24 protein-coding genes are annotated in these 22,888 nt (G+C 59.5%); 16 read left to right on the forward strand and 8 right to left on the reverse strand.

What is annotated here, in order from left to right:
* The first annotated feature begins 20 nt into the window (after positions 1-20).
* Positions 21-1,544 carry a M48 family metalloprotease gene (locus WKI41_RS17305; RefSeq protein ID WP_340194708.1) on the forward strand — a complete coding sequence of 508 codons (1,524 nt, stop codon included), beginning with the start codon at positions 21-23 and terminating at the stop codon, positions 1,542-1,544.
* Positions 1,545-1,584: 40 nt separating this feature from the next.
* Here the strand turns inward: WKI41_RS17305 and WKI41_RS17310 are convergent, their stop codons facing one another.
* Positions 1,585-2,658, reverse strand: coding sequence for an MBL fold metallo-hydrolase (locus WKI41_RS17310; protein ID WP_340194709.1), 1,074 nt, complete (start codon positions 2,656-2,658; stop codon positions 1,585-1,587).
* A 338-nt stretch (positions 2,659-2,996) separates the two neighbouring features.
* On the opposite strand from WKI41_RS17310, the gene ffh reads away from it, so the two are divergent.
* From ffh to trmD, 5 genes are all read left to right on the forward strand, one after another.
* Entirely contained in the window at positions 2,997-4,565 is a 1,569-nt protein-coding gene (gene ffh, locus WKI41_RS17315; protein WP_340194710.1) for a signal recognition particle protein, read from the forward strand.
* An 8-nt stretch (positions 4,566-4,573) separates the two neighbouring features.
* Positions 4,574-4,891, forward strand: a complete 318-nt coding sequence (locus WKI41_RS17320; protein ID WP_340194711.1) for a chorismate mutase — start codon at positions 4,574-4,576, stop codon at positions 4,889-4,891.
* 32 nt (positions 4,892-4,923) lie between these two features.
* Positions 4,924-5,301 (forward strand): 30S ribosomal protein S16, encoded by a 378-nt coding sequence (rpsP, locus tag WKI41_RS17325; RefSeq protein WP_340194712.1) that lies wholly within the window; start codon positions 4,924-4,926, stop codon positions 5,299-5,301.
* 134 nt (positions 5,302-5,435) lie between these two features.
* Positions 5,436-6,011: a ribosome maturation factor RimM gene (rimM, locus tag WKI41_RS17330; RefSeq protein WP_340194713.1), complete on the forward strand. Its 576-nt coding sequence runs from the start codon at positions 5,436-5,438 to the stop codon at positions 6,009-6,011.
* Positions 6,012-6,015: 4 nt separating this feature from the next.
* Positions 6,016-6,714, forward strand: coding sequence for a tRNA (guanosine(37)-N1)-methyltransferase TrmD (gene trmD, locus WKI41_RS17335; RefSeq protein ID WP_340194714.1), 699 nt, complete (start codon positions 6,016-6,018; stop codon positions 6,712-6,714).
* On the opposite strand, the gene WKI41_RS17340 is transcribed toward trmD, so the two are convergent.
* A complete protein-coding gene (locus tag WKI41_RS17340) occupies positions 6,696-7,442 on the reverse strand; it encodes a sulfite exporter TauE/SafE family protein (protein ID WP_340194715.1) in 747 nt (248 codons plus the stop codon). The two genes, trmD and WKI41_RS17340, sit on opposite strands and share 19 nt — an antisense overlap.
* Positions 7,443-7,705: 263 nt before the next feature.
* On the opposite strand from WKI41_RS17340, the gene rplS reads away from it, so the two are divergent.
* The 3 genes from rplS to WKI41_RS17355 all read left to right on the forward strand — a co-directional run bounded on the left by rplS (position 7,706) and on the right by WKI41_RS17355 (position 10,141).
* Complete coding sequence (gene rplS, locus WKI41_RS17345; protein ID WP_296076383.1) at positions 7,706-8,251, forward strand: 50S ribosomal protein L19; 546 nt, start codon at positions 7,706-7,708, stop codon at positions 8,249-8,251.
* Between the two features lie 243 nt (positions 8,252-8,494).
* Positions 8,495-9,289 carry a transporter substrate-binding domain-containing protein gene (locus WKI41_RS17350; protein WP_340194716.1) on the forward strand — a complete coding sequence of 265 codons (795 nt, stop codon included), beginning with the start codon at positions 8,495-8,497 and terminating at the stop codon, positions 9,287-9,289.
* Positions 9,290-9,325: 36 nt separating this feature from the next.
* The gene (locus tag WKI41_RS17355; RefSeq protein WP_340194717.1) at positions 9,326-10,141 is read left to right on the forward strand and encodes an ABC transporter permease subunit; all 816 of its coding nucleotides are present in this window, start codon (positions 9,326-9,328) and stop codon (positions 10,139-10,141) included.
* Positions 10,142-10,147: 6 nt separating this feature from the next.
* Here WKI41_RS17355 and WKI41_RS17360 read toward each other — a convergent pair whose 3' ends face one another.
* A complete protein-coding gene (locus WKI41_RS17360; protein WP_340194718.1) occupies positions 10,148-11,440 on the reverse strand; it encodes an MFS transporter in 1,293 nt (430 codons plus the stop codon).
* A 446-nt stretch (positions 11,441-11,886) separates the two neighbouring features.
* On the opposite strand from WKI41_RS17360, the gene leuC reads away from it, so the two are divergent.
* The 7 genes from leuC to WKI41_RS17395 all read left to right on the forward strand — a co-directional run bounded on the left by leuC (position 11,887) and on the right by WKI41_RS17395 (position 19,657).
* The gene (gene leuC, locus WKI41_RS17365; protein ID WP_340194719.1) at positions 11,887-13,296 is read left to right on the forward strand and encodes a 3-isopropylmalate dehydratase large subunit; all 1,410 of its coding nucleotides are present in this window, start codon (positions 11,887-11,889) and stop codon (positions 13,294-13,296) included.
* A 172-nt stretch (positions 13,297-13,468) separates the two neighbouring features.
* The gene (dapF, locus tag WKI41_RS17370; protein WP_340194720.1) at positions 13,469-14,371 is read left to right on the forward strand and encodes a diaminopimelate epimerase; all 903 of its coding nucleotides are present in this window, start codon (positions 13,469-13,471) and stop codon (positions 14,369-14,371) included.
* On the forward strand, positions 14,368-15,642 hold the full coding sequence (gene mtaB / locus WKI41_RS17375; protein ID WP_340194721.1) for a tRNA (N(6)-L-threonylcarbamoyladenosine(37)-C(2))-methylthiotransferase MtaB: 1,275 nt from the start codon (positions 14,368-14,370) through the stop codon (positions 15,640-15,642). Before dapF ends, mtaB begins: the two co-directional genes overlap by 4 nt.
* A gap of 22 nt (positions 15,643-15,664) precedes the next feature.
* Positions 15,665-17,131 carry a signal recognition particle-docking protein FtsY gene (ftsY, locus tag WKI41_RS17380; RefSeq protein WP_340194722.1) on the forward strand — a complete coding sequence of 489 codons (1,467 nt, stop codon included), beginning with the start codon at positions 15,665-15,667 and terminating at the stop codon, positions 17,129-17,131.
* Between the two features lie 2 nt (positions 17,132-17,133).
* On the forward strand, positions 17,134-17,784 hold the full coding sequence (locus WKI41_RS17385) for a septation protein A (protein WP_340194723.1): 651 nt from the start codon (positions 17,134-17,136) through the stop codon (positions 17,782-17,784).
* On the forward strand, positions 17,781-18,377 hold the full coding sequence (locus WKI41_RS17390; RefSeq protein ID WP_340194724.1) for a DUF2585 domain-containing protein: 597 nt from the start codon (positions 17,781-17,783) through the stop codon (positions 18,375-18,377). Before WKI41_RS17385 ends, WKI41_RS17390 begins: the two co-directional genes overlap by 4 nt.
* Positions 18,378-18,469: 92 nt before the next feature.
* Entirely contained in the window at positions 18,470-19,657 is a 1,188-nt protein-coding gene (locus WKI41_RS17395) for a diguanylate cyclase (RefSeq protein ID WP_340194725.1), read from the forward strand.
* An 18-nt stretch (positions 19,658-19,675) separates the two neighbouring features.
* On the opposite strand, the gene WKI41_RS17400 is transcribed toward WKI41_RS17395, so the two are convergent.
* The 5 genes from WKI41_RS17400 to ccmA form a co-directional block, all read right to left on the reverse strand.
* Positions 19,676-20,275 carry a DsbE family thiol:disulfide interchange protein gene (locus WKI41_RS17400; RefSeq protein ID WP_340194726.1) on the reverse strand — a complete coding sequence of 200 codons (600 nt, stop codon included), beginning with the start codon at positions 20,273-20,275 and terminating at the stop codon, positions 19,676-19,678.
* Positions 20,272-20,448: a heme exporter protein CcmD gene (ccmD, locus tag WKI41_RS17405; protein WP_340194727.1), complete on the reverse strand. Its 177-nt coding sequence runs from the start codon at positions 20,446-20,448 to the stop codon at positions 20,272-20,274. The genes WKI41_RS17400 and ccmD overlap by 4 nt, the downstream gene beginning before the upstream one ends.
* 5 nt (positions 20,449-20,453) lie before the next feature.
* Entirely contained in the window at positions 20,454-21,215 is a 762-nt protein-coding gene (locus tag WKI41_RS17410; protein WP_340194728.1) for a heme ABC transporter permease CcmC, read from the reverse strand.
* Between the two features lie 66 nt (positions 21,216-21,281).
* Entirely contained in the window at positions 21,282-21,941 is a 660-nt protein-coding gene (ccmB, locus tag WKI41_RS17415) for a heme exporter protein CcmB (protein ID WP_340194729.1), read from the reverse strand.
* A gap of 235 nt (positions 21,942-22,176) precedes the next feature.
* Positions 22,177-22,818: a heme ABC exporter ATP-binding protein CcmA gene (gene ccmA, locus WKI41_RS17420; RefSeq protein WP_340194730.1), complete on the reverse strand. Its 642-nt coding sequence runs from the start codon at positions 22,816-22,818 to the stop codon at positions 22,177-22,179.
* Positions 22,819-22,888: the final 70 nt, after the last annotated feature.

The following is a 22,888-nucleotide window of genomic DNA, read 5'->3' on the forward strand; positions in this document are numbered from 1 at the left end:
GTTTGGGGCGGACTGGCAGGATGATGACGCGTGTGAAGGCCGTAAATGGCCGCTCCGGTCACAATGTGGAAAACGGGTCGATATCGCGGCGAGGCATCATAGCCCTCGGTGCTGCGGCATTGCTGCTGTCCTCATGCCAGTCGCTGTTCAGCCCGGCTTACCAATCCACACTCAAACCCTCAGACAATCCACAGACCGTGGAAGAGGTGCAGAAGAACGATCCGCGCGCACAGATGGGCGCGCGTGAGCATCCGCGCATCGTCGCAAGCTATGGCGGTGAGTATCACGACGAGAAGACCGAGCGTCTGGTTGCCCGCATCACCGGCGCGCTGACGGCAGTGTCGGAAAATCCGCAGCAGTCCTACCGCATCACCATTTTGAATTCGCCGGCTATCAACGCTTTCGCGCTGCCCGGTGGCTATCTCTATGTGACGCGCGGCCTGCTGGCGCTTGCCAATGACGCGTCTGAAGTTGCCGCCGTGCTGTCGCACGAAATGGGCCACGTGACTGCCAATCACGGTATCGAGCGTCAACGCCGCGAAGAGGCGGAAGTCATTGCCAGCCGCGTCGTAGCAGAGGTTCTGTCCAGCGATCTTGCCGGCAAACAGGCGCTTGCGCGTGGCAAGCTTCGGCTTGCGGCCTTCTCGCGCCAGCAGGAATTGCAAGCGGACGTGATCGGCGTGCGGATGCTGGGTGAGGCGGGTTACGACCCTTACGCCTCGCCGCGCTTCCTCGATTCCATGGCGGCCTATGCGCGCTTTACCTCAGCCGATCCCGACAGCGACCAGAGCCTCGACTTCCTGTCCAGCCACCCGAACACGCCGCAGCGTATCGAACTCGCCAAGCGCCATGCGCGCGCCTTCGGCCAGGAAGGCCAAGTGGGCGACAAGGGCCGCGACTGGTTTCTGACGGGCATCGACGGACTGCTTTATGGCGACAGCCCGCAGGAGGGTTATGTCCGTGGCAACACCTTCCTGCATGGCAATCTCGGCATTCGCTTCGATGTGCCGGACGGCTTCCAGATCGACAACAAGGTGGAAGCGGTTCTCGCAACTGGCCCCGGCGATATGGCAATCCGCTTCGATGGCGTGGCCGATCCCAAGCAGACCAGCCTGCCCAACTATCTGACCAGCGGCTGGGTGGCCGGCTTGATACCGGATACGGTGCGGGAAATTCAGGTGAACGGCCTGCCTGCGGCCACCGCGCGCGCAAGCGCCGACAAATGGGATTTCGACGTCACCGTCATTCGGGTCGGCGATCAGATTTTCCGTTTCCTCACCGCCGTGCCGAAGGGCAGCGCTCAGTTGGAGACGGTGGCGAACCTATTGCGCTCCAGCTTTCGCAAGATGACACCTGCGGAAATTTCCGCACTGAAACCGCTTCGCGTGCGCGTCGTCACCGTCAAGCCGGGTGAAACGGTCGCCTCGCTCGCCGCACGGATGATGGGCACGGACCGCAAGCTGGAACTGTTTCGTGTGTTAAATGCGCTGAGCACAACGGCCGCCGTCGAGCCGGGCCAGCGGGTGAAGATCATTTCGGAATAAGCAGGGCGCTGTCCAACAACGCTCCATTCCACACGTCCGTTCAAACCACCGGCACGTCGAACACTTCGCCTGGGCGCATCGGGCGGAACTTGTCTCTGGCCACGCCCTGGTTTTTCAGCGCTGCCTCAAGCGCGATGATCGGCGCATCGATCGCCTCATCTGTCAGTTGCACCGTGCCCCAATGATGGCCGCAGGCATAAGCGGCGTTGCAAATCTTCATGCCTTCCACCGCTTCTGCCGGATTCTGGTGCTGGCCCTTCATGAACCAGCGCGGCTCGTAGGCGCCGAAGGGCAGGTTGGCGAGGCGGAAGCTGCCATGCTTCTTGGCGGCAGCGTGGTAGTTGAGCCCGCTGTGAAAGCCGGTATCGCCGATATGGTAGATCTTGCCACCCGGCGTCTCGATGACGAAGGCGGCCCAGAGCGCCATACGCCTGTCGTTCAACCCGCGTGCCGACCAGTGGTGGCAGGGCTCAAAATGGACTTTGATGTCGGGGCTGACGGCAATCGCATCGCCCCAGTCTCCGACCGAAATCTTCGCCGCCTGCACCTTGGTGCGGATGATCGCGTCATTGCCGAGCGGCGTGACGAAATGCGGCTTGTGCTCGACATGCAGCCTGTGCAGCGTTTCAAGGTCAAGATGATCATAATGATTATGCGTCACCAAAACGAGATCAATCGGTGGCAGATCTTCGAAGCGGATGCCGGGCGGATTGACGCGCTTTGGCCCGACAAAGCTGAACGGGCTGGTGCGCTCAGACCACACCGGATCGACCAGAATATTCAGACCCGCCGTCTGGATGAGGAAGGAGGCGTGGCCAACAAAGGTGACCCGCAGATCCTTTCCTTCGACGCGAGCGTCTGGTTTGGCTGTCGGATAGGGGCTTGGATAATTCTCCGGCCATTGCGCTCTTTGGCCGTTGAAGCGCCATTTCATCAAGTCGCCAAAGCCGTTCGGCTGTTCGCCGTTCGGATTGAAAAAGCGGATGCCATCGAAATGGTCCGAGACGGGGCCGTTGTAGTAAGCGCTGGCATAGGAACGGCTGGCGAAAATGCCGCCGCTGGCAAGCAGCAGGCCACCAATGGCGGAGACGCGAAAGAAGTTTCGACGGTTCATGAATATAAGCTATAAGAAGAGGAAGGGCAGACCACAAGCACCCGGCAGGTAGAAGAAGCATCTGCAATGTCGACCGTTTGAAGGCGTTTTCGCCAAAACGCCGGACTTGCCTTGACTTTGCCGCGTATTTCCTGTTTATCCCGCCCGATCAGCTGGCAGTTTCAAGACTCCAAGCCACCGACCGGGACCCGCAAAGGTATAAAGAGATCCCGGAGGTCAACACCCGACAGCGCGATGCGCCCTCGGGTGCTTTTTGGCTTTGCGCGTTCTTGGGCGTCTTGTTTTTGTCGGCAAAAGCACCGACGTTTCGGGAAACCGAAACGAAGAAGGATGAACAGATGTTTGAAAACCTCCAGGACCGCCTTGGCTCCATTTTGAATGGACTGACCGGCCGTGGCTCGCTTTCGGAAGCCGATGTTTCCGCAGCGCTGCGTGAGGTTCGCCGTGCGCTTCTGGAAGCGGACGTGGCGCTGGAAGTTGTTCGCACCTTCACCGAAAAGGTGCGAGAGAAGGCCGTTGGCGCCTCTGTTCTGAAATCCATCAAGCCCGGCCAGATGGTCGTCAAGATCGTCCATGACGAGCTTGTCGAAATGCTAGGTTCGGAAGGTGTTTCGATCGATCTGCACGCGCCGGCACCCGTCGTCATCATGATGGTGGGTCTGCAGGGTTCGGGTAAGACGACCACCACCGGCAAGATTGCCAAGCGTCTGACGGATCGCGAGAAGAAGAAGGTGCTGATGGCATCTCTCGATACGCGCCGCCCCGCCGCCCAGGAGCAGCTGCGCCAGCTTGGCGTCCAGACCGGCATCGACACGTTGCCGATCATTGCTGGCCAGTCGCCGACCGATATCGCCTCGCGCGCCGTCCAGGCGGCCAAGCTTGGCGGCCATGATGTCGTGATCCTCGATACAGCCGGCCGCACCCACATCGACGAACCGTTGATGCTGGAAATGGCCGAGATCAAGAAGAAGGCCAATCCGCACGAAATCCTGCTGGTCGCCGACAGCCTGACCGGTCAGGATGCCGTCAATCTGGCGCGCAATTTCGATGAGCGCGTTGGCATTACCGGCCTTGTGCTCACCCGTATGGATGGCGATGGACGCGGCGGTGCAGCCCTTTCCATGCGCGCCGTCACCGGTAAACCGATCAAGCTGATCGGTACCGGCGAGCGGATGAACGAGCTGGATGAGTTTCATCCACGCCGTATCGCAGACCGCATTCTCGGCATGGGCGACATCGTCTCGCTGGTCGAAAAGGCCGCTGAAAATATCGATGCGGAAAAAGCCCGCGCCATGGCCGAGAAAATGGCCAAGGGCAAGTTCGACCTCAACGATCTGGCCGATCAGCTGCGCCAGATGCAGAAGATGGGCGGCATGGGCGGTATCATGGGCCTGATGCCCGGCATGGCCGGCATGAAGGACAAGATGGCGTCTGCCGGATTGAACGACAAGATGTTCGACCGTCAGCTGGCGATCATCTCCTCGATGACCAAGGCCGAGCGCGCCAATCCGGATATTCTCAAACACAGCCGCAAGAAGCGCATCGCTGCCGGTTCCGGCACGGATGCTGCCGAAATCAACAAGCTCTTGAAGATGCATCGCGGCATGGCCGACATGATGAAAGCCATGGGCGGCAAGGGCAAGGGCGGCATCATGAAGCAGATGATGGGCGGCCTGGCCGGCAAGATGGGTCTCGGCGGCATGGGTGGCATGCCCGATCTCGCCAATATGGACCCCAAGCAGCTTGAGGCGTTGCAGAAGCAGGCGGAGGCCGCGGGTCTTGGCAAGCCGGGCGCTATGCCTCCGGGCCTCGGCGGTCTCCCCGGTGGCCTGCCCGGTCTGGGTGGCGGCAAGCTGCCGGGCCTTGGCGGTCTTCCGGGTCTTCCCGGTTTTGGCAAGAAGAAGTGAGGCCATCCGTGACCACGACAGACGTCAAACAACAACTCGCTGAATACCGCCAGTCCATCGACAATGTCGATGCCGCACTGGTGCACATGCTGGCTGAACGTTTCCGCTGCACGAAAGCGGTGGGCGTGTTGAAGGCCACCTACGATTTGCCGCCGGCAGACCCGGCGCGCGAAGAATACCAGATCGAACGCCTGCGCCGTCTGGCCAAGGATGCCAATCTGGATCCGGATTTCGCCGAGAAGTTCTTGAACTTCATCATCAAGGAAGTCATCCGGCATCATGAAGCAATTGCCGCTGAACACAACGGCACAGAAAAGACCGCCTGACCGGCGGGCAAGCCATTATAAGGAGAACTCACATGGCACTGAAAATTCGTCTCGCACGCGGTGGTTCCAAGAAGCGCCCGTACTACCAGATCGTTGTTGCTGACGCCCGCAGCCCGCGCGACGGCCGCTTCCTCGAGAAGGTCGGTTCCTGGAACCCGATGCTGCCGAAGGACAACGCCGATCGCATCCAGATCAATGGCGACCTCGTCAAGGAATGGCTCGCAAAGGGCGCACAGCCGACCGACCGCGTTCTGCGCTTCCTCGCAGAAGCCGGCATTGCAACGCGCGACGCGCGCAGCAACCCTGAAAAGGCAAAGCCAGGCAAGAAGGCTCTCGAGCGCGTTGCCGAGAAGAAGCAGAAGGCTGAAGACGCCGCTGCTGCTGCCGCTGAAGCTGCTGCTGCAGAATAAGTCTGGTTTATCCTGATAGAAACGGGTGGCACGGTTCCCGCGCCACCCGTTTTCATGTTTAATTCCCATGGACTTGGCTCCAGATCAGCCAGGTACTAAAACGATACGCGCACAACGCGACAACGGACGGATCGATGGCAAAGCTGGAAAACCCCATTCTCATGGCCAAGATTGGCGCAGCCCAGGGCTTGCGTGGCGAAGTGCGGGTCAGCTCCTATACCGACGATCCCCTGGCGCTTGGCGATTACGGCAATCTGGTTGCCGCCGATGGGCGCGTGTTTGAAATTCTCGAAGTGCGCCAAGGCAAGAATGTCGTCATCGTGCGCTTCCGTGGCGTCAACGACCGCAACGCCGCTGAAGCGCTGAACGGGCTTGAGCTCTTCGTCGATCGCGACAACCTGCCCGACGAGGATCTGGACGAGGACGAGTTCTTCTACACCGATCTCGAAGGTCTTGACGTGGTGGACGGCGAGGGCAAAAGCTACGGTTCAGTCAGTGCCGTTTATGATTTTGGCGCGGGCGACCTGCTTGAGCTCAAAGGGGCGGGACGTCGCCCGGCGCTCATCCCCTTTACCGAGGCTGCCGTTCTCGAAATCGATCTTGAAGGCGGAAAGATTCTGATCGATCCCTTTGCGGCTGGGCTAATCGACAATCCGGAAGACGGCAAGGACGACCCCGATCATCCGATCTTCGGCAAGGGCAAGAAGTAAGCCGATGCGCTTCAAGGCAACCGTGCTGACGCTCTACCCGGAGATGTTTCCGGGGCATCTTTCCTATTCCCTGGCTGGCAAAGCGCTGGAGCGCGGCCAATGGCAGATGGAGCCGGTGCAGATCCGCGACTTTGCCTCCGACAAGCATCGCAGTGTCGATGACACCCCGGCGGGTGGCGGTGCCGGCATGGTGCTGAAACCCGATGTCCTGGCAGCGGCCATCGATGCAGTCTCTGAAGGCGATACAAGACCCCGCCTGCTGATGAGCCCACGTGGCAAGCCGCTGACGCAAGAACGGGTGCGCGAGCTAGCGGCAGGCGAGGGCGTCATCATTGTCTGCGGTCGCTTTGAAGGCGTGGATCAACGGGTGATCGATGCACGCGGTCTCGAAGAGGTCTGCATCGGCGACTATATTCTTTCGGGTGGCGAGCCCGCAGCGCTGACGCTTCTCGATGCGGTGGTGCGCATTTTGCCAGGCGTGATGGGCAACGACCTGTCCGGTGTGCATGAAAGCTTCGAAGGCGGACTGCTCGAGCATCCGCACTATACAAGGCCACAGGTGTGGGAAGGCCGGGACATTCCCGCCGTTTTGACGTCGGGCAATCACAAGCTGATCGACAAATGGCGGCACGAGCAGGCGCTGGCGCTGACGAAGGAGCGCCGCCCGGATTTGCTGGCCGAAACTCAAGCCGTCAAGAAGTAGTAGCCGGTCAGAAGCAGACCTACCGTGATGACTAGCGCGCGGATGATCCATTGCGGAACGCGGCGGGCGAGATAGACGCCACAATATCCACCGAGCGCGGACGCGGGGATCATGATCAGCGCTGCATGCCAGGAAACCACGCCACCGCCGACGAAAACAACAATCGCAACGGCGGCAATCACCACAGCCAGCAGGTTCTTCAACGCGTTGAGATGATGGTAGGTGCCTCCTGCTGTCAGTCCCAGCACCGCCAGCATCATGATGCCCATGCCGGCCCCGAAGAAGCCGCCATAGATCGAGGTGAAGAACTGGCCGATCAGGCTGGCGATATTGCTCTTCGGATGCTCTTCATTCGAGCGCGGACGGAGCCAGGGACCGGCGGCAAACAGCGCGGTGGCCGCAAGCAGCAGCCACGGCACCAGCTGGCGGAAGGACGGGTTGTCGAGCGACAGCAACAGCAGCGCGCCGCCGGTGGAACCCAGGATGGACAGAATGGAGAGCAGGACCGCACCCTTCCAGTGGGCGCGAATTTCCGGCCAGTAGGCAATCACCGAGGTGACATAGCCTGGAAACTGGACGATGGAGGAAGTGGCGTTGGCGGAAATGGGGGCAATCCCCGCCACCGTCATGGCGCCGAAGGTCAAGAACGTGCCGCCGCCTGCAATGGCATTGACGGCACCGGACAGGAAGCCGCTGACGAACAAGAGTAGAATGATAGCAATGGACATGGCCCCTCCCCGAGCGTTCCATCTCCCATATAAGCAGATATGCTTTCCGACAATCAGGTGGCGGCCGACAAAATATTGTCATGAAAGGGATGACAAAGCGGCGATCTTCATGTATTGGCCCGCGTGGAATTGGGCTTATGCCCATTAACCGCAAGCAAAGAATGGCGAACCCGCTCCTGCCGCAAGGCATAATTCCAAGGACAGGATCCAAGGAATGATCCAGTTGAGCGCTCTGGCTGTTTCAGAAGAACTCAGAGGTTAACATGACCAACATTATTGCACAGCTGGAAGCCGAACAGGCCGCCAAGATCGAAGCCAAGCGCAAGCTTCCTGAATTTTCTCCTGGTGACACCGTCCGCGTCAACGTGCGCGTTACGGAAGGTAACCGTACCCGCGTACAGGCTTACGAAGGCGTCGTTATCGCTCGCTCCGGCGGCGGTCTCAACGAGAACTTCACCGTTCGCAAGATCTCCTACGGCGAAGGCGTAGAGCGCGTATTCCCGGTTTACTCTCCGCTGGTTGAAGGCGTTGAGATCGTTCGCCGTGGTAAGGTCCGTCGCGCGAAGCTCTACTACCTGCGCGACCGTCGCGGTAAGTCCGCTCGTATCGTTGAAGACACCGGCGTTCGCGCTCGCAAGCTCAACGATGCCGAGCGTCAGGCTGCTGCCGACGAAAAGGCACGTATTGAGGCTGAAAAGGTTGCAGCAGCACAGGCTCTGGCCGCCGAAAAGGCAGCAGCAGAAGCCGCTGAAGCCAAGGCAGCTGAAGAAGCTGCAGCAGCAAAGGCTGCTGAAGGTGCAGCTGAATAAGCTTTACCTTTCGGGATGTCGAAAAGGCGGTCTTCAGGCCGCCTTTTTTGTTTTGGAGACGATGGCTCCTCGGGTCGGGCCCGAGGATGACAGTTGAGGATGGAGATAGCAAAGAAGTCCACCGTAAACCTTAACTAAGAAATAAGAATCCATTCCAAGGATGTGCTCTCCTCAGAACGCATATCCCTTGCGCAGCGGCTCTGAAGCGTGTCATTTTCCCCCATTCTTTTCAGGAGACCGCCATTGTTCAGACGCTCGTTTTTCATCGCCATCGCCGCCACGCTGCTATCGCCGGTTTTCGCATCGGCCGCTGATCTGCCGGATCTGAAGGGTCGCGAGATCGTCGTGGTGACGGAGAATGCCTATCCGCCGCTGCAATTCGTCGATCCGAAGACGGGCAAGCCGATCGGTTGGGAATATGACGCGATGAACGAGATCGCCAAGCGGCTGAATGCCAAGGTCGAGTATCAGAACGCATCCTGGGATGCGATGATCCCGGCCGTTTCTGCCGGACAGTACGACATCGGCATGACCGGAATCAGCATCAAGGACGAGCGCAAGGAGAAGGTGGATTTCTCCGATCCCTACATGCGCTCGGAAATGTTCATGCTGGTGCGCGCAGACGAAACCCGCTTTACCGATGCCCAGAGTTTTGCCGCCTTCGACAAGGGGCTTATCGGCGCCCAGGCTGGCACAACGCCTTTCTACACGGCCGTTTACGATATTCTCGACGGCAATGAGCAAAACCCTCGCGTCAAGCTGATGGAAACTTTCGGCGCCACCGTCCAGGCGCTGCGGACCGGCGATGTCGATCTGGTTCTGACCGATGGCGTTGCGGGCAAGGGCTATGTCGATTCGTCGAATGGCACTCTGAAGCTCATCGGTGGACCGCTCGGCGGGGACGATTTCGGTTTCATCTTCAAGAAGGGCTCCGATCTGGTGGCCCCCGTCAATGCCGCGATTGCTGCCTTGAAGGCAGACGGCACTTTTGCCGCGCTCGATAAGAAGTGGTTCCTGGACTACAAACTTGGCGAATAAGCGAATGGGCCTTTCGTTCTGGCCGGGCGTTCGGCCTTGAAGCGCCCGCCTTCGAAACATGCAGCCGATGATTTTCCCTGGTGGCTGGTGGCACTGATTGGTATCGGCGCCATTCTTGCCGTTGTGATTGCCATCAACGGCGTCTATGCGCAGGTCTTCACCACCGTCATCAATGGCATTGGCATGACGATCTTCGTCACGCTGGTGGCCTTTCTTCTCGCCTGCCTCTGGGGCCTGCTGATCGCGCTGCTCGGCATGGCCGACAGCATCGTGCTGCGGCAGATCGCACGGTTTTACATCGAAACCATGCGCGGCATTCCGATCCTGGTGGTGCTGTTCTACATCGCCTTTGCTGGCGCGCCGCTGCTGGTGGATTTCGTCAACTGGCTGATGACGCCGTTGATTGCTCCGGGCTGGGTCGAGCCGGTTATCGTGCGCGACTTTTCGCTGATGTGGCGCGCGATCCTGGCGCTGACGCTTTGCTATGGAGCGTTCCTCGCTGAAATCTTTCGGGCGGGTATCGAGGCTGTCGATCAAGGCCAGATCGAGGCGGCCAAGGCGCTCGGGCTCAGCCGTTATCAACGCTTTCGCCTGGTCGTCTTTCCGCAGGCGGTACGGACGATTTTTCCGCCGCTCTCCAATGATTTCGTGTCGATGGTGAAGGACAGTTCGCTGGTATCGGTGCTGGGGGTGGCGGATATCACCCAACTCGGCAAGGTCTATGCGGCCGGATCGTTCCGCTTCTTCGAGACCTATTCCATCGTCGCTTACGTCTATCTGATCCTGACGCTTGGACTGTCTTTGATCTTGCGGCGCATCGAAAAAGGGATGCGCCGCAAGCAGGGGCGTTGAAGCCGATCAAGCCTTCACATTCGGTTGCGAGGTGATCTGATTGGCGATCATCCGGCCCGCGATGATGACAAGGACGCCGGCAATCGCAAGGCAGGCAGAGAGGAAGAACATCGGGGCGATGGTGCTTCCCGTTTCATCTTTGATCCAGGGAACGACGTTCTGGGCAACAAAGCCGCCGAGATTGCCGACCGAGTTGATTGCGGCCAGACCTGCGGCTGCACCCGCACCCTTCAGGAAGCGACCGGGAAGGCTCCAGAACACCGGCTGTCCGGCAAAGATGCCAGCGGCTGCGATGCAGAGGAAGGCGAACTGTGCGACCGGCGATGTCATCAGAGCGGACATTAGAAGGCAGAAGGCGCCGATGAAGGCAGGCACCACGATATAGGTGATCTTCTTCTCGGAGCGATCGGCAGCCGATGGCACGAGGTAGAGCGCGACGGCAACGATCAGCCACGGGATGATGTTGATGAAACCGTTTGCCGTATTCGACACGCCGAAGCTCTTGACGATGGTCGGTAGCCAGTAGCTAAGACCATAGGCCGCCAGCGGGAAGCCGACATAGCAAAGCGACATGAAGAGGACGCGTGGATTGATCAGCGCGCGGAAGCCATCCTCGGCATGTTCCTCCATGCCGGAATTTTCGGACGCGATGCGTTGGCGCAGCCAGTCCTTTTCGTCCTGGGACAGGAATGCAGCCGTTTCCGGCTTGTCGTCTAGATAGAAGATGGTGACGATACCCGCAATCACCGCCGGAATGCCGGTGGCGAGGAAAACCCACTCCCAGCCCGCATAGCCCCAGAGGCCGTCCAGATCGAGCAACATGCCGCCAAGCGGTGCGCCGATGGCATTGGCGATCGCCGAGAAAATCATGAACAGGCCGACCATGCGGCCGCGATAATCGCGCGGGAACCACAGCGTCAGGAGATAGAGAACGCCGGGGAAGAAGCCGGCCTCGCAGACGCCGAGCAGGAAGCGCAGGATGTAGAACATGGTGGGGCTGGAGGTGTAGGCGAGCGCAATCGTCACAAGCCCCCAGGAAATGATGATGCGGGCAAACCAGAGCCTTGCGCCGAAGCGGTTGAGCAGCAGATTGCTCGGGACTTCAAAGATGAAGTAACCGATGAAGAACAGCGAGGCGCCAAGGCCATAGGCATATTCGCTGAGGCCCAGATCGCCGACCATCTGCAGTTTGGCGAAGCTGACATTCTGACGGTCGATATAGGCGATGAGATAGAGAAGCCCAAGAAACGGCATCAGTCGCCATGTGATTTTCGAAATAAGTGCTTTTTCAGATACCAAGATGTATCCCTCCCTGTCGGCGGCCAGGGTGCCGCCCCGATTTGACGAGACTGTTCTCACGCGGCTTTCACATCACCGTGAGATCTGTTCCGTTGCCGTCCTAACGCCTCTCGCGAGAATTTTATCCCGCACACAACGCCCGGCGTTTCTTTTTGCATTGCACAAAAAGGGAATCCTTAAATAGCGGCCAGGCTGTTTTCAATCGCAAAGCACGATGTTGCTGTTGAAAAGCCGATCTGCTATGAAATGGACATGGGATCGAAATTCGGATGCCTCGCGCCAAACATTTTCGTGCTGCAGGATCACAAGCGTCTGCCGGCACGATTTTTTGCGCGTATTTCCGGTGCGTTCAATGGTCGACTTACGTCCGCCTGATGGCCTGAAAAGGCTGTCGGCCTTTACTCCACGCCCCCACTTTCCTTTTTGACATTCGAATGGATAAAGCCATGAGCGCTCCGCGTACTCTGTATGATAAAATCTGGGATGATCACGTCGTCAACCGCGATCCCGATGGAACCTGTCTTCTCTACATCGACCGTCACCTGGTCCACGAGGTGACGTCACCGCAGGCTTTCGAAGGCCTGCGGATGGCCGGTCGTCCGGTTCATTCGCCCACCCGCACTCTGGCCGTCGTCGATCATAACGTTCCGACCACCGCCGACCGTCTGGAAGGCATCAAGAACGAAGAAAGCCGCATCCAGGTGGAAGCGCTGGCGCAGAACGCCAAGGAATTCGGCCTCGAATATTATTCCGAGCGCGACAAGCGCCAAGGCATCGTTCACATCGTCGGGCCCGAGCAGGGCTTCACCCTGCCGGGCATGACGATCGTTTGCGGGGATAGTCACACTTCCACCCATGGCGCTTTCGGTGCCTTGGCGCATGGTATCGGCACGTCCGAAGTGGAGCACGTGCTGGCAACCCAAACGCTGATCCAGAAGAAGGCCAAGAACATGCTGGTGCGTGTGGATGGCAAGATCCCGGACGGCGTAACCGCCAAGGACATCATTCTTGCCATCATTGGTGAGATCGGCACAGCTGGCGGTACGGGTCACGTGATCGAATTTGCCGGTGAGGCGATCCGTTCGCTGTCGATGGAAGGCCGCATGACCGTCTGCAACATGACGATCGAGGGTGGCGCGCGTGCCGGTCTGATCGCCCCGGATGAGACGACCTTCGAATACATTAAGGACAAGCCACGTGCACCGCAGGGCGAGACGCTGGAGCAGGCGATCGCCTATTGGAAGACGTTGAAGTCGGACGAGGGTGCCCATTACGACAAGGTCGTCATTCTGGATGCCGCCAGCCTTCCGCCAATCGTTTCCTGGGGCTCGTCTCCGGAAGATGTCGTTTCGGTTCAGGGCATCGTGCCGAACCCGGACGACATTGCCGATGAGAACAAGCGCAATTCCAAGTGGCGTGCGCTAGACTATATGGGCCTGAAGCCCGGCACCAAGATGACCGATATCGCTATCGACCGCGTCTTCATCGGCTCCTGCACCAATGGCCGCATCGAGGATTTGCGCGCAGCCGCCAAGATCGTCGAAGGTCGCAAGGTTGCGCCGACCGTTTCAGCGATGATCGTGCCGGGCTCGGGTCTCGTCAAGGACCAGGCGGAGCAGGAGGGCCTGGACAAGATCTTCCTCGAGGCGGGTTTCGAATGGCGCGAGCCCGGTTGCTCCATGTGCCTGGCGATGAATGACGACCGTCTCGCACCCGGCGAGCGTTGCGCGTCTACCTCCAACCGCAACTTCGAAGGCCGTCAGGGTTACAAGAGCCGCACACATCTGGTCTCGCCCGCCATGGCGGCGGCGGCAGCCGTTGCCGGCCATTTCGTCGATGTGCGTGAGTGGCAGTAAGTATTGCTTGCTATTAAGAGTTCCGCACCCCTGGATCGCTCCGGGGGTGTTTTGTTTTCAGCTTACGGGCGCAAAGGCTTTTGCCTCGGCCAGACTGGTAATTGCCCTGTATTTCCGCCATATAGGGCGAATGCGCCCGCACGAGGCGCGCCTCTCCAATGGATTTAGGGACATGACGCAGACGGTCGAATTCGCGAAGATGAACGGGCTTGGCAACAAGATCCTGGTTGTCGACATGCGCGGCCGCAAAGACATGGTCTCGCCGCAAGCGGCCATCGCCCTCAATGCTGACCCGGACACCGCTTTCGATCAGATCATGGCGATCCATGATCCGCGTCTTGCCGGCACCGATGCCTATATCGACATTCTCAACTGTGATGGCACCAAGGCGCAGGCCTGTGGCAATGGCACACGCTGCGTGGTGCAAGCGCTGGCGTCGGAAACCGGCAAGAAGGCTTTCACCTTTCAGACAGTCGCCGGCATCCTCAATGCCAGCGAGCATGAAGACGGTATGATCTCCGTCGATATGGGTCTGCCGCGTTTTCGCTGGAGCGATATTCCGCTTTCGGAAGAGTTTCACGATACCAGCCGCATCGAATTGCAGATCGGCCCGATCGACGAGCCGGTGCTTCATTCGCCATCGGTCATGTCCATGGGCAACCCGCACGCCATCTTCTGGGTGGATCGCGATCCGATGGAATTCGATCTGGAGCGGATGGGGCCGCTACTCGAAAACCATCCAATGTTTCCGGAAAAGGCCAATATCACGCTTGCGCAGGTCCTCTCCGACAGCCGGCTTCGCACCCGCACCTTTGAACGCGGCGCGGGGCTGACACTTGCCTGCGGATCGGCGGCTTGCGCTGCCGCTGTCTCAGGCGCACGAACTGGACGCACAGGTCGTCGCGTGGAGATCGACGTGGCCTCAAGCCCGGTTCGCATTCCGCTCACAATCGAGTGGCGCGAGGACAACCACGTCATTATGACCGGCCCGGCCGAATGGGAGTGGGCTGGACAAGTCGATCCGGTCACCGGCGAATGGACGCGTGAGGCGGGCGAGAAGCAGGGCGTCTTATGAGCGGTGTCGAGGTCATAACCTTCGGCTGCCGCCTCAATACCTATGAATCGGAAGTGATGCGGGCCGAGGCCGAAAAGGCGGGGCTCAACAATGCGGTGCTGGTCAATACCTGTGCTGTGACCGGTGAAGCCGTGCGCCAGGCGCGTCAGGCGATCCGCCGGGCGCGACGTGACAATCCGCATGCGCGCATCATCGTCACCGGTTGCGCTGCCCAGACCGAGAAGCAGACCTTTGCCGCCATGCCGGAAGTCGACGCCGTTCTCGGCAATGAGGAGAAGCTGAAAAGCACATCCTATCGCGCACTGCCGGATTTCGGCGTCTCGGCGGAAGAGAAGCTGCGCGTCAACGACATCATGAGTGTGAAGGCCACCGCGCCGCAGATGGTCAAGCACATCGACGGGCATGTGCGTGCTTTTATTCAGGTGCAAAATGGCTGCGATCACCGCTGCACCTTCTGCATCATACCCTATGGTCGCGGCAATTCTCGTTCCGTGCCGATGGGCGCGGTGGTGGACCAGGCCCGCAAGCTGACCGAAAGCGGTTATCGCGAAATCGTGCTAACGGGGGTGGATGCCACAAGCTACGGCGCCGACCTGCCGGGCGAGCCGTCGCTCGGTTACCTGGCGAAGGTGCTGCTGAAGCAGGTTCCGGACATTTTGCGGCTCAGGCTCTCCTCCATAGACAGTATCGAGGCAGACCGTCACTTGATGGATCTAATTGCCGATGAGCCGCGCTTCATGCCGCATTTGCATCTGTCGCTCCAGCATGGCGACGACATGATCCTGAAGCGGATGAAGCGCCGACATCTGCGTGACGATGCCATCCGCTTCTGTCGCGAGGTGCGCGCGCTACGCCCGGATATCGCCTTTGGCGCCGACATGATCGCTGGCTTTCCCACCGAGACCGACGAGATGGCGGAGAATGCCGCGACACTTGCGGAAGAGTGCGGCATTTCCAGCCTGCATGTCTTTCCCTATAGTCCGCGTCCGCGAACGCCTGCCGCAAGAATGCCCCAGCTCGACCGCGCTTTGGTCAAGGAGCGGGCGGCACAGTTGCGCGCGCGTGGCGAAGCGCTTCGGCTTGCGCATCTCGACGGCATGGTCGGAAGCGAGCAGACGATCCTGGTGGAAAACAATGGTTTTGCCCATACAGACAACTTTACTCTGGTAGCGGCTCCTGATCTTGCGCCGCGCACTCTTGCGCGGGTTGCCATTACCGGTCACAACGGTAAGCACTTGAATATGCAATATCTGGCAGCGCAAGCGGCCTGAAAAATCACGAGACGGAACAGTCATGGCCCTCGGCTTCATCAAAAAAGTCTTTTCGTTCGGCAAGGACAAGGCCGAGACGGATAAGCCGGAAGGCGAAGAGGCCGCTTCGCACGAGCAGAACCACAGCGCCTTCGAAGAGGCACTCAACGAGGCGGAAGCCCACACGTTGCCGGCGCAAGACCCTGTTCCTGACGTGGAAATGGAAACCGCAGCAGGGCCTGTTTCTGACGATGTCGAGCCAGTCACTGAGGCCGTCGATCCTGTCGAAGACGACGATGAGGAGGAAGCGCCGCTTCTGCCCGGGCCTGAAATGGTCGGCGATATCGGCATGGTGCCGCTTTCCCTGCTGGAAGCCGAAGCGGCTGCCGGCGAGGCTGTCGACGGTGCCTCGCCAGAGACCGTTCCTGCCGACGCGCCCCTCAATGACCACGCCCTGGATGATATTCTGGACGAAGCGGAAGCCGCCAGCGGCATTCCACCCGCTGCCCTGTCTCCTGCCGTTCCGGCCAGCCTTCCAAAGGGCTTTGCCTCTGCGGCGGATCGTGTTGCGCCGGTCGAGGTCGCGCCTGAGGTCAAACTCACCTGGTTCCAGCGCCTGCGGGCGGGTCTTGCACGCACCTCCTCGCAACTGACGAACCAGATTTCGGCCCTCTTCACCAAGCGCAAGCTCGATGAAGACACGCTGGATGAGCTGGAAGATTTGCTGATCCAGTCGGATCTCGGCGTCGAGACCGCCATGCGCATCACTGGTGCCTTGTCTTCCGAGCGCTACGGCAAGGATGTCAGCGGCGAGGATGTCGCCAAGATCATGGCAAGCGAGATCACCAAGGTTCTGGAGCCTGTTGCCAAGCCGCTCGAACTCGATCTGTCTCACAAGCCGCATGTCATTCTGGTCGTTGGCGTCAACGGGACGGGCAAGACCACCACCATCGGCAAGCTGGCGGCGAAGCTCTCAGGCTCCGGCCTGAAGGTGATGCTGGCCGCGGGCGATACATTCCGCGCGGCTGCGATCGAGCAGCTGAAGATCTGGGCCGACCGTACTGGCTCGGAATTCATCGGCACGAAGCTTGGCGCCGATGCGGCAGGGCTTGCCTATGATGCCTATGAACAGGCGCGCGCGAAGAAGAGCGACGTGCTGATCATCGATACGGCCGGCCGCTTGCAGAACAAGACCGAGCTGATGGCAGAGCTCGAAAAGATCGTACGCGTGCTTGCCAAGCTCGATCCGGATGCGCCGCACACCGTTCTTCAGACGCTGGATGCGACCACGGGCCAGAACGCCATGAACCAGGTTGAGATTTTCCGCAACGTGGCGGGCGTCTCGGGCCTGATTATGACAAAGTTGGATGGCACGGCGCGCGGCGGTATCCTCGTTGCCATTGCTGCCAAGCACAAGTTGCCGGTCTATTTCATCGGCGTGGGCGAAGGCGTGGACGATCTGGAGCCGTTCGAAGCAGAAGATTTCGCCAAGGCGATTGCAGGAGTTTGAGTATGGACGTGGAAAGCAATCAGCGCGAAAGCGAAAAGATGGTGCGGGAAGTCAGCCCGCTCCTGAAGTTCATTCTCGAACTTGGGCCGCTTGTCGTCTTCTTCTTTGCCAACTCCAAGGGCGACTGGCTGGCGGAAAAGCTTCCCGTTCTGCACGAGTTCGGCGGCCCGATCTTCATCGCCACCGGCCTCTTCATGATCGCCACCGCACTCGCGCTCACCGTCTCGTGGATTCTCACCAAAACCCTGCCGATGATGCCGCTGATCTCGGGCCTTGTGGTTCTCGTGTTCGGTGCGCTGACGCTTTATTTGCAGAACGATACCTTCATCAAGATGAAGCCGACGATCGTCAACACGCTGTTCGGCGTCATCCTGCTTGGCGGTTTGTTCTTCGGCCAGTCCTTGCTCGGCTATGTCTTCAATTCCGCTTTCAAGCTGGACGATGAGGGCTGGCGTAAGCTGACGCTGCGGTGGGGCCTCTTCTTTCTGTTCCTGGCGGTGCTGAACGAAGTCGTGTGGCGCAATTTCTCCACCGATACCTGGGTCGCCTTCAAGGTCTGGGGCACCATGCCGATCACCATCATCTTCACCATGGCGCAGATGCCGCTGGTCATGCGCCACTCTGTCGAACCGCTGACCAAGGACGACAAATGACAACGACGGTTGTGCCTGTCTCCCGCTCGTCTTCGGTCAAATGGTATTGGGTGGCGGCGGGGCTGCTGCTCGCGCAGATTGTCATTCTCTACTTGATGGGCCGCGTTCCGATCTGCGAGTGCGGGTATGTGAAGCTGTTCGAACCGGGGGTGAACACGCCCGGAAATTCGCAACATATCGCCGATTGGTACACGCCGTCCCACATCATTCATGGCTTCCTGTTCTATGGGTTTGCCTGGCTTCTGTTCCGCAGCAGGCCCTTGTCGTTTCGCCTCTCTCTTGCGGTTCTGGTCGAGGCTGCCTGGGAAATCCTGGAAAACTCGCCAATCATCATCGATCGCTACCGCACCGCCACCATGGCGCTCGGTTATACGGGCGACAGCATTCTCAATTCCGCGATGGACACGGTCTTCATGATCGTCGGCTTCTTCTTCGCCGCCCGCGTGCCGGTGTGGCTCACGGTGCTGATCGCGATCGTCTTCGAGATATTCACCGGCTGGCTGATCCGCGATAACCTGACCTTAAATGTGTTGATGCTGGTCTGGCCGGTGGATGCCGTCAAGGAATGGCAAAACGCACTTCCTGGCACCTGATCTCATTTTCATTTGCAGACAAGCAGGCGCTTTTTTAACAAAGCCTCCTTATAGCTCGTGGCTTATTCCATTATTTTTCAAAGGCGCCCGGCTTGCAGGACAATTTTGCTTATCTGCTCCCCTTTATCCTGCTTACGTTCGGATTGATCTTTCTCAGCCTCCAGGCGGTGGGTTTCAATGCTGGGCGCTATTGGGGCATCGGCTTCCTGTCGGCCTCCAGTGGATTTGCCCTGCCGATGGTGCTGACGGACACGTTTCTGGTTACCCAGGCCGTCGTGTCTAACCTGCTGTTCTTCGCAGCCTTCTTCTTCTATGGCCACGCGCTGCTTGTCCATTTCGGCGTGAAAAACCATTGGCGGCGGCGACTTGGCTTCGCCGCTGCCGGTTATTGTGCGGTGTGCTTCTTCATTTTCATCGAGCCGAATTTGAGAAACGGGCTCGCGACGTCCGATACCTTGCTCGCTCTGCTTCTGGCGCCCTCTATTTTTCTTGCAAGCCGGCACGCGCGCAACCTCATGGATAAGCTGCTGCTCACTGCCGTCAGTCTGGTGGTGATCGAGACAATGACGCGGGTCACGCTGTTGATGACCCAGACCAGCGCCACGTCGATGGAAAGCCTCGATACTTATCTCTCGTCCGACTACGCCTATATCGCCCAATTTGCCGCCAGCATCTGCGGATTTCTAATGGCGCTTTCGGTTTTAGCCAGCGGAGCCGCGCGGGTTCTGGACCAGCACCGGCAGCTTGCAGATCAGGATTCGTTGACTGGGCTGTTGAACCGGAGAGGTTTCGATCTCGCCGCACCAGACTTCCGCGTCTCGACGCCGCCTGTGGGCGCCGCGCTGATCTGCGATATCGATCATTTCAAGACGGTCAATGACCGCTTCGGCCATGCCACCGGCGACCGGGTTATCATTGCCCTCGCATCGCTCTTGAAGGAGACGCTACCGGCCAATGCCAAGGTCGCGCGGTTTGGCGGTGAGGAATTTGTGGCTTATGTTCCCGATCTGCCAGCTTCGCAGCTTGCTATTCTTGCCAACATGGTGCGCAGCGCCTTTGCCGCCCGCAACTGGTCGGAAGGGCCGTTTCCGGTCCATATCACCAGCAGCTTCGGTGTGTCGGCGATCGCGCTTGGCGATCACTCCATTCATGACGCGATCTCTCGGGCCGACGGTTTTCTCTACAAGGCCAAGGAAGCGGGGCGCAATCAGGTCATGCAGGAAGGGATTGCCGTGCTCGGCGTCGCGCCCGCTGTCAGCCTCAAGGTCGTGGCAAGTTAATCATCGTCAGCGCCGCCATCAATCTCCGGCGGCAGCGTTTTCGATGGCCGGGATCAGTTCACGCTCGTAGGTCGCCACGTCGATCGGGCCGACCTTTTTGTAGATGATCGTGCCATCCGGACCGACGAGATAGGTTTCCGGAATGCCGTAGACACCCCAATCGATCGCGGCTCTGCCATTCGGATCCACGCCGATGGCAGCATACGGATTTCCGAGTTCACCGAGAAAGCGCACGGCGTTATCGGCCTTGTCCTTGTAATTGATGCCGACAATGTTGAGACGCTTGTCCTTGGACAGTTCCTTGAGCATCGGATGCTCCTGCCGGCAGGGCACGCACCAAGAGGCGAAGACGTTGACCAGCGTCAGCTTGCCGGCAATTGCCGCATCGGTCAGTGCCGGCACATCGGAGCCTTCCAGCGGAGGCAAGGTAAGGGAGGGCGCCTTCGTGCCAATCAGCGCCGAAGGAATGGCGCTGACATCAAGGCCATTGACGTCCTGCTCGTAGAGCATCTTCGCAGCGATCGCGGCAAAACCGCCAAAGAACAGCAGCGGCAGAAGCGCAAGCACATAGCGCGATCGCCCACGTGATGGACGAGGAGAGGCTTGTTCGTCGCTCATGCCGAAGACCCCTCGGTCTTGGCCGGACGCGAGCGGCGGCGAATGCCGAGCGCTTCCAACTCGTTCAACTCTCGCTTTCGAGCGCGCCCATCGAGCCAGACCCAGGCGATCAGGGATAAGACGATTAAGCCGGTGAGGGCGTAGGACATGCCGATGTAAAACGCGTGGGTCATCTCTTTTACGCTCCTCGTCCAGCCGCACGTGCAGCAAGACGCCGTTGTGCGGCGATGCGACGGCGCATGATTTCATTGCGCATGGCGGCAAGGTGAAGCGTGAAGAACAGCAGGGTGAAGCCGATTGCCATGGTCAGCAACGGCCAGAGAAATTCCGGGTCGATGGCTGGGCCATCCATGCGCATCACGCTTGCCGGCTGGTGCAACGTATTCCACCATTCGACGGAAAACTTGATGATCGGGATGTTGACGAAGCCGACGAGGATCAACACCGCACTGACACGCGCCGCCTTCGACGGATCGTCCATCGCCTTGTTGAAGGCGATCAGGCCGAGATACATCAGGAACAGGATGAAGACGGAGGTCAGGCGTGCATCCCACACCCACCACGTGCCCCACATGGGCTTGCCCCAGAGCGAACCGGTGATCAATGCAATGAGGGTGAAGGCCGCACCGATGGGCGCTGCGGATTTATGGCTGACATCGGCCAGCGGATGACGCCAGACCAGCGTGCCGATGGCAGAGAGCGCCATGACTGTATAGCACATCATCGAAAGCCAGGCGGCGGGCACGTGCACATACATGATGCGTACCGTATTGCCCTGCTGATAATCGCCCTCTGTCGAGAAGGCGAGATAGAGACCGGCCAGCAGACACAGGGCGGAGAGCCCGGCCAGCCATGGCAGAATGCGCGATGACAGCGCCAGAAACCGGGTAGGATTGGCAAGATCGCTGAATTTCGTAATGGCGAGGCTCGTATTGGTCATGGCATCTTTCTGGCCGCGGGCGAAGCCCTTTTACAATGCAGACGAAGCCGCCGCAATTGATCCTTGTCAATCCGTGGAGTTGCGCAATGCCAAAGCGGCGAAGAACGGACCGACCACCGATGAAAAGAGCGTGATGGCGATCAGGATCAGGAAGGGCGGCAGGAAGGGGGCCGGGTCTTCCACTGCTGCGTAAGATGCGCTGACACCGAAAATCAGCACGGGGATCGCAAGCGGCAGAACAAGGATCGACACCAGCAGACCACCGCGCGGCAGGGCAACGGCAACCGCCGCGCCGACTGCACCAATGAAGGTGAGCGCAGGGGTTCCAACAAGCAGCGTCAACATGACGGCGCCGATGGCGACTTCGCCCATATTCATGAAGAGCCCGAGAAGCGGCGAGGCGACGACGAGCGGGAGGCCGGTCGCGGTCCAATGCGCCAGGCATTTGACGAGAACCGTCAGCACGAGCGGGTTCTCGTGCATGAGGATGAGATCGAGAGAGCCGTCGTCGCGCTCTGCCTGGAACAGGCGGTCGAGGCCGAGGAGGGCGGCCAGCAGCGCGCCGATCCACACGATGGCAGGTCCGATGCGGGAAAGGAGATTGAGGTCCGGCCCGACGCCGAAGGGAATGACGGCGACGACCGTCATGAAGAACAGGACGCCGATCAAGGCACCGCCGCCGGCGCGGATGGAGAGTTTGAGATCGCGGAAGAAGAGGGCGGTCATCGAGGCGTGCTCCAGGTATCTTGGCCCGGAGGCTTTGGTTGTGGGCCCCCCTCTGCCCTGCCGGGCATCTCCCCCTCAAGGGGGGAGATCGGCAAGAGGCGGGCTCTCCACTCCATCTTCAAGAGATGAGATTGGCAAGACCGTGCCACGGTTCGATCTCCCCCCTTGAGGGGGAGATGCCCGGCAGGGCAGAGGGGGGTATCGTCTGCGACGAAGGTGGTAACGAGGGAGCCCATCAATAAACCTCCTCCACCCCGGCAAACCCCGTCATCCGCAATTCCTGTGCCTTCTCCAGTCCAAGCGGCTGATGGGTCGCGGCAATCACCATTCCGCCCTTGGCAAGATGCGCCTTCACAAGTCCCGTAAACATCCGGTCCGCTTCCGCATCCAGCGCCGCCGTCGGCTCATCCAGGATCCAGATCGGCTTCCACGCCACAAGCAGCTTTGCCATAGCGAATCGCCGCTGCTGGCCGGCGGAGAGATAACCGAAGGGCAGGTGGGTGATTCCGGCAAGCCCGACAATCTCGGCGGCTTCTTCAATCGAGACGGAGGACGTGCCGTTGAAATCACCGAGGAAGCGTTTCCAAAAGGACAGGTTCTCGTAAACCGTAAGTTCCTGCTTCATGGCGTTGCGGTGGCCGAGATAGTGGCTGACTTCGGCGGGGCGAGTGCCCTCTTCAATTCCTTTGCCGGCTATCTTTATGGTCCCGGCCTCGGCAGGCAGGAGCCCCGCAAGGACGCGCAAGAGCGTGGATTTGCCTGACCCGTTGGGGCCTGTAAGAACAAGAGCGTCGCCATCCGTTAACTGGAGAGAAACATTCATGAATATGAAATCTTCACCTCGTCTGACGCCAAGATTTTCCGCTGTCAGATGCACTGCTCCGCCTCGTTTAAGACTTTAATCATCTCGATCAAAAAAAATCGAATTTAGCCGTTGGTTGGTCTGG

The organism is Agrobacterium larrymoorei, assembly GCF_037722385.1.
GTDB classification, from domain to species: Bacteria; Pseudomonadota; Alphaproteobacteria; order Rhizobiales; family Rhizobiaceae; genus Agrobacterium; species Agrobacterium larrymoorei_C.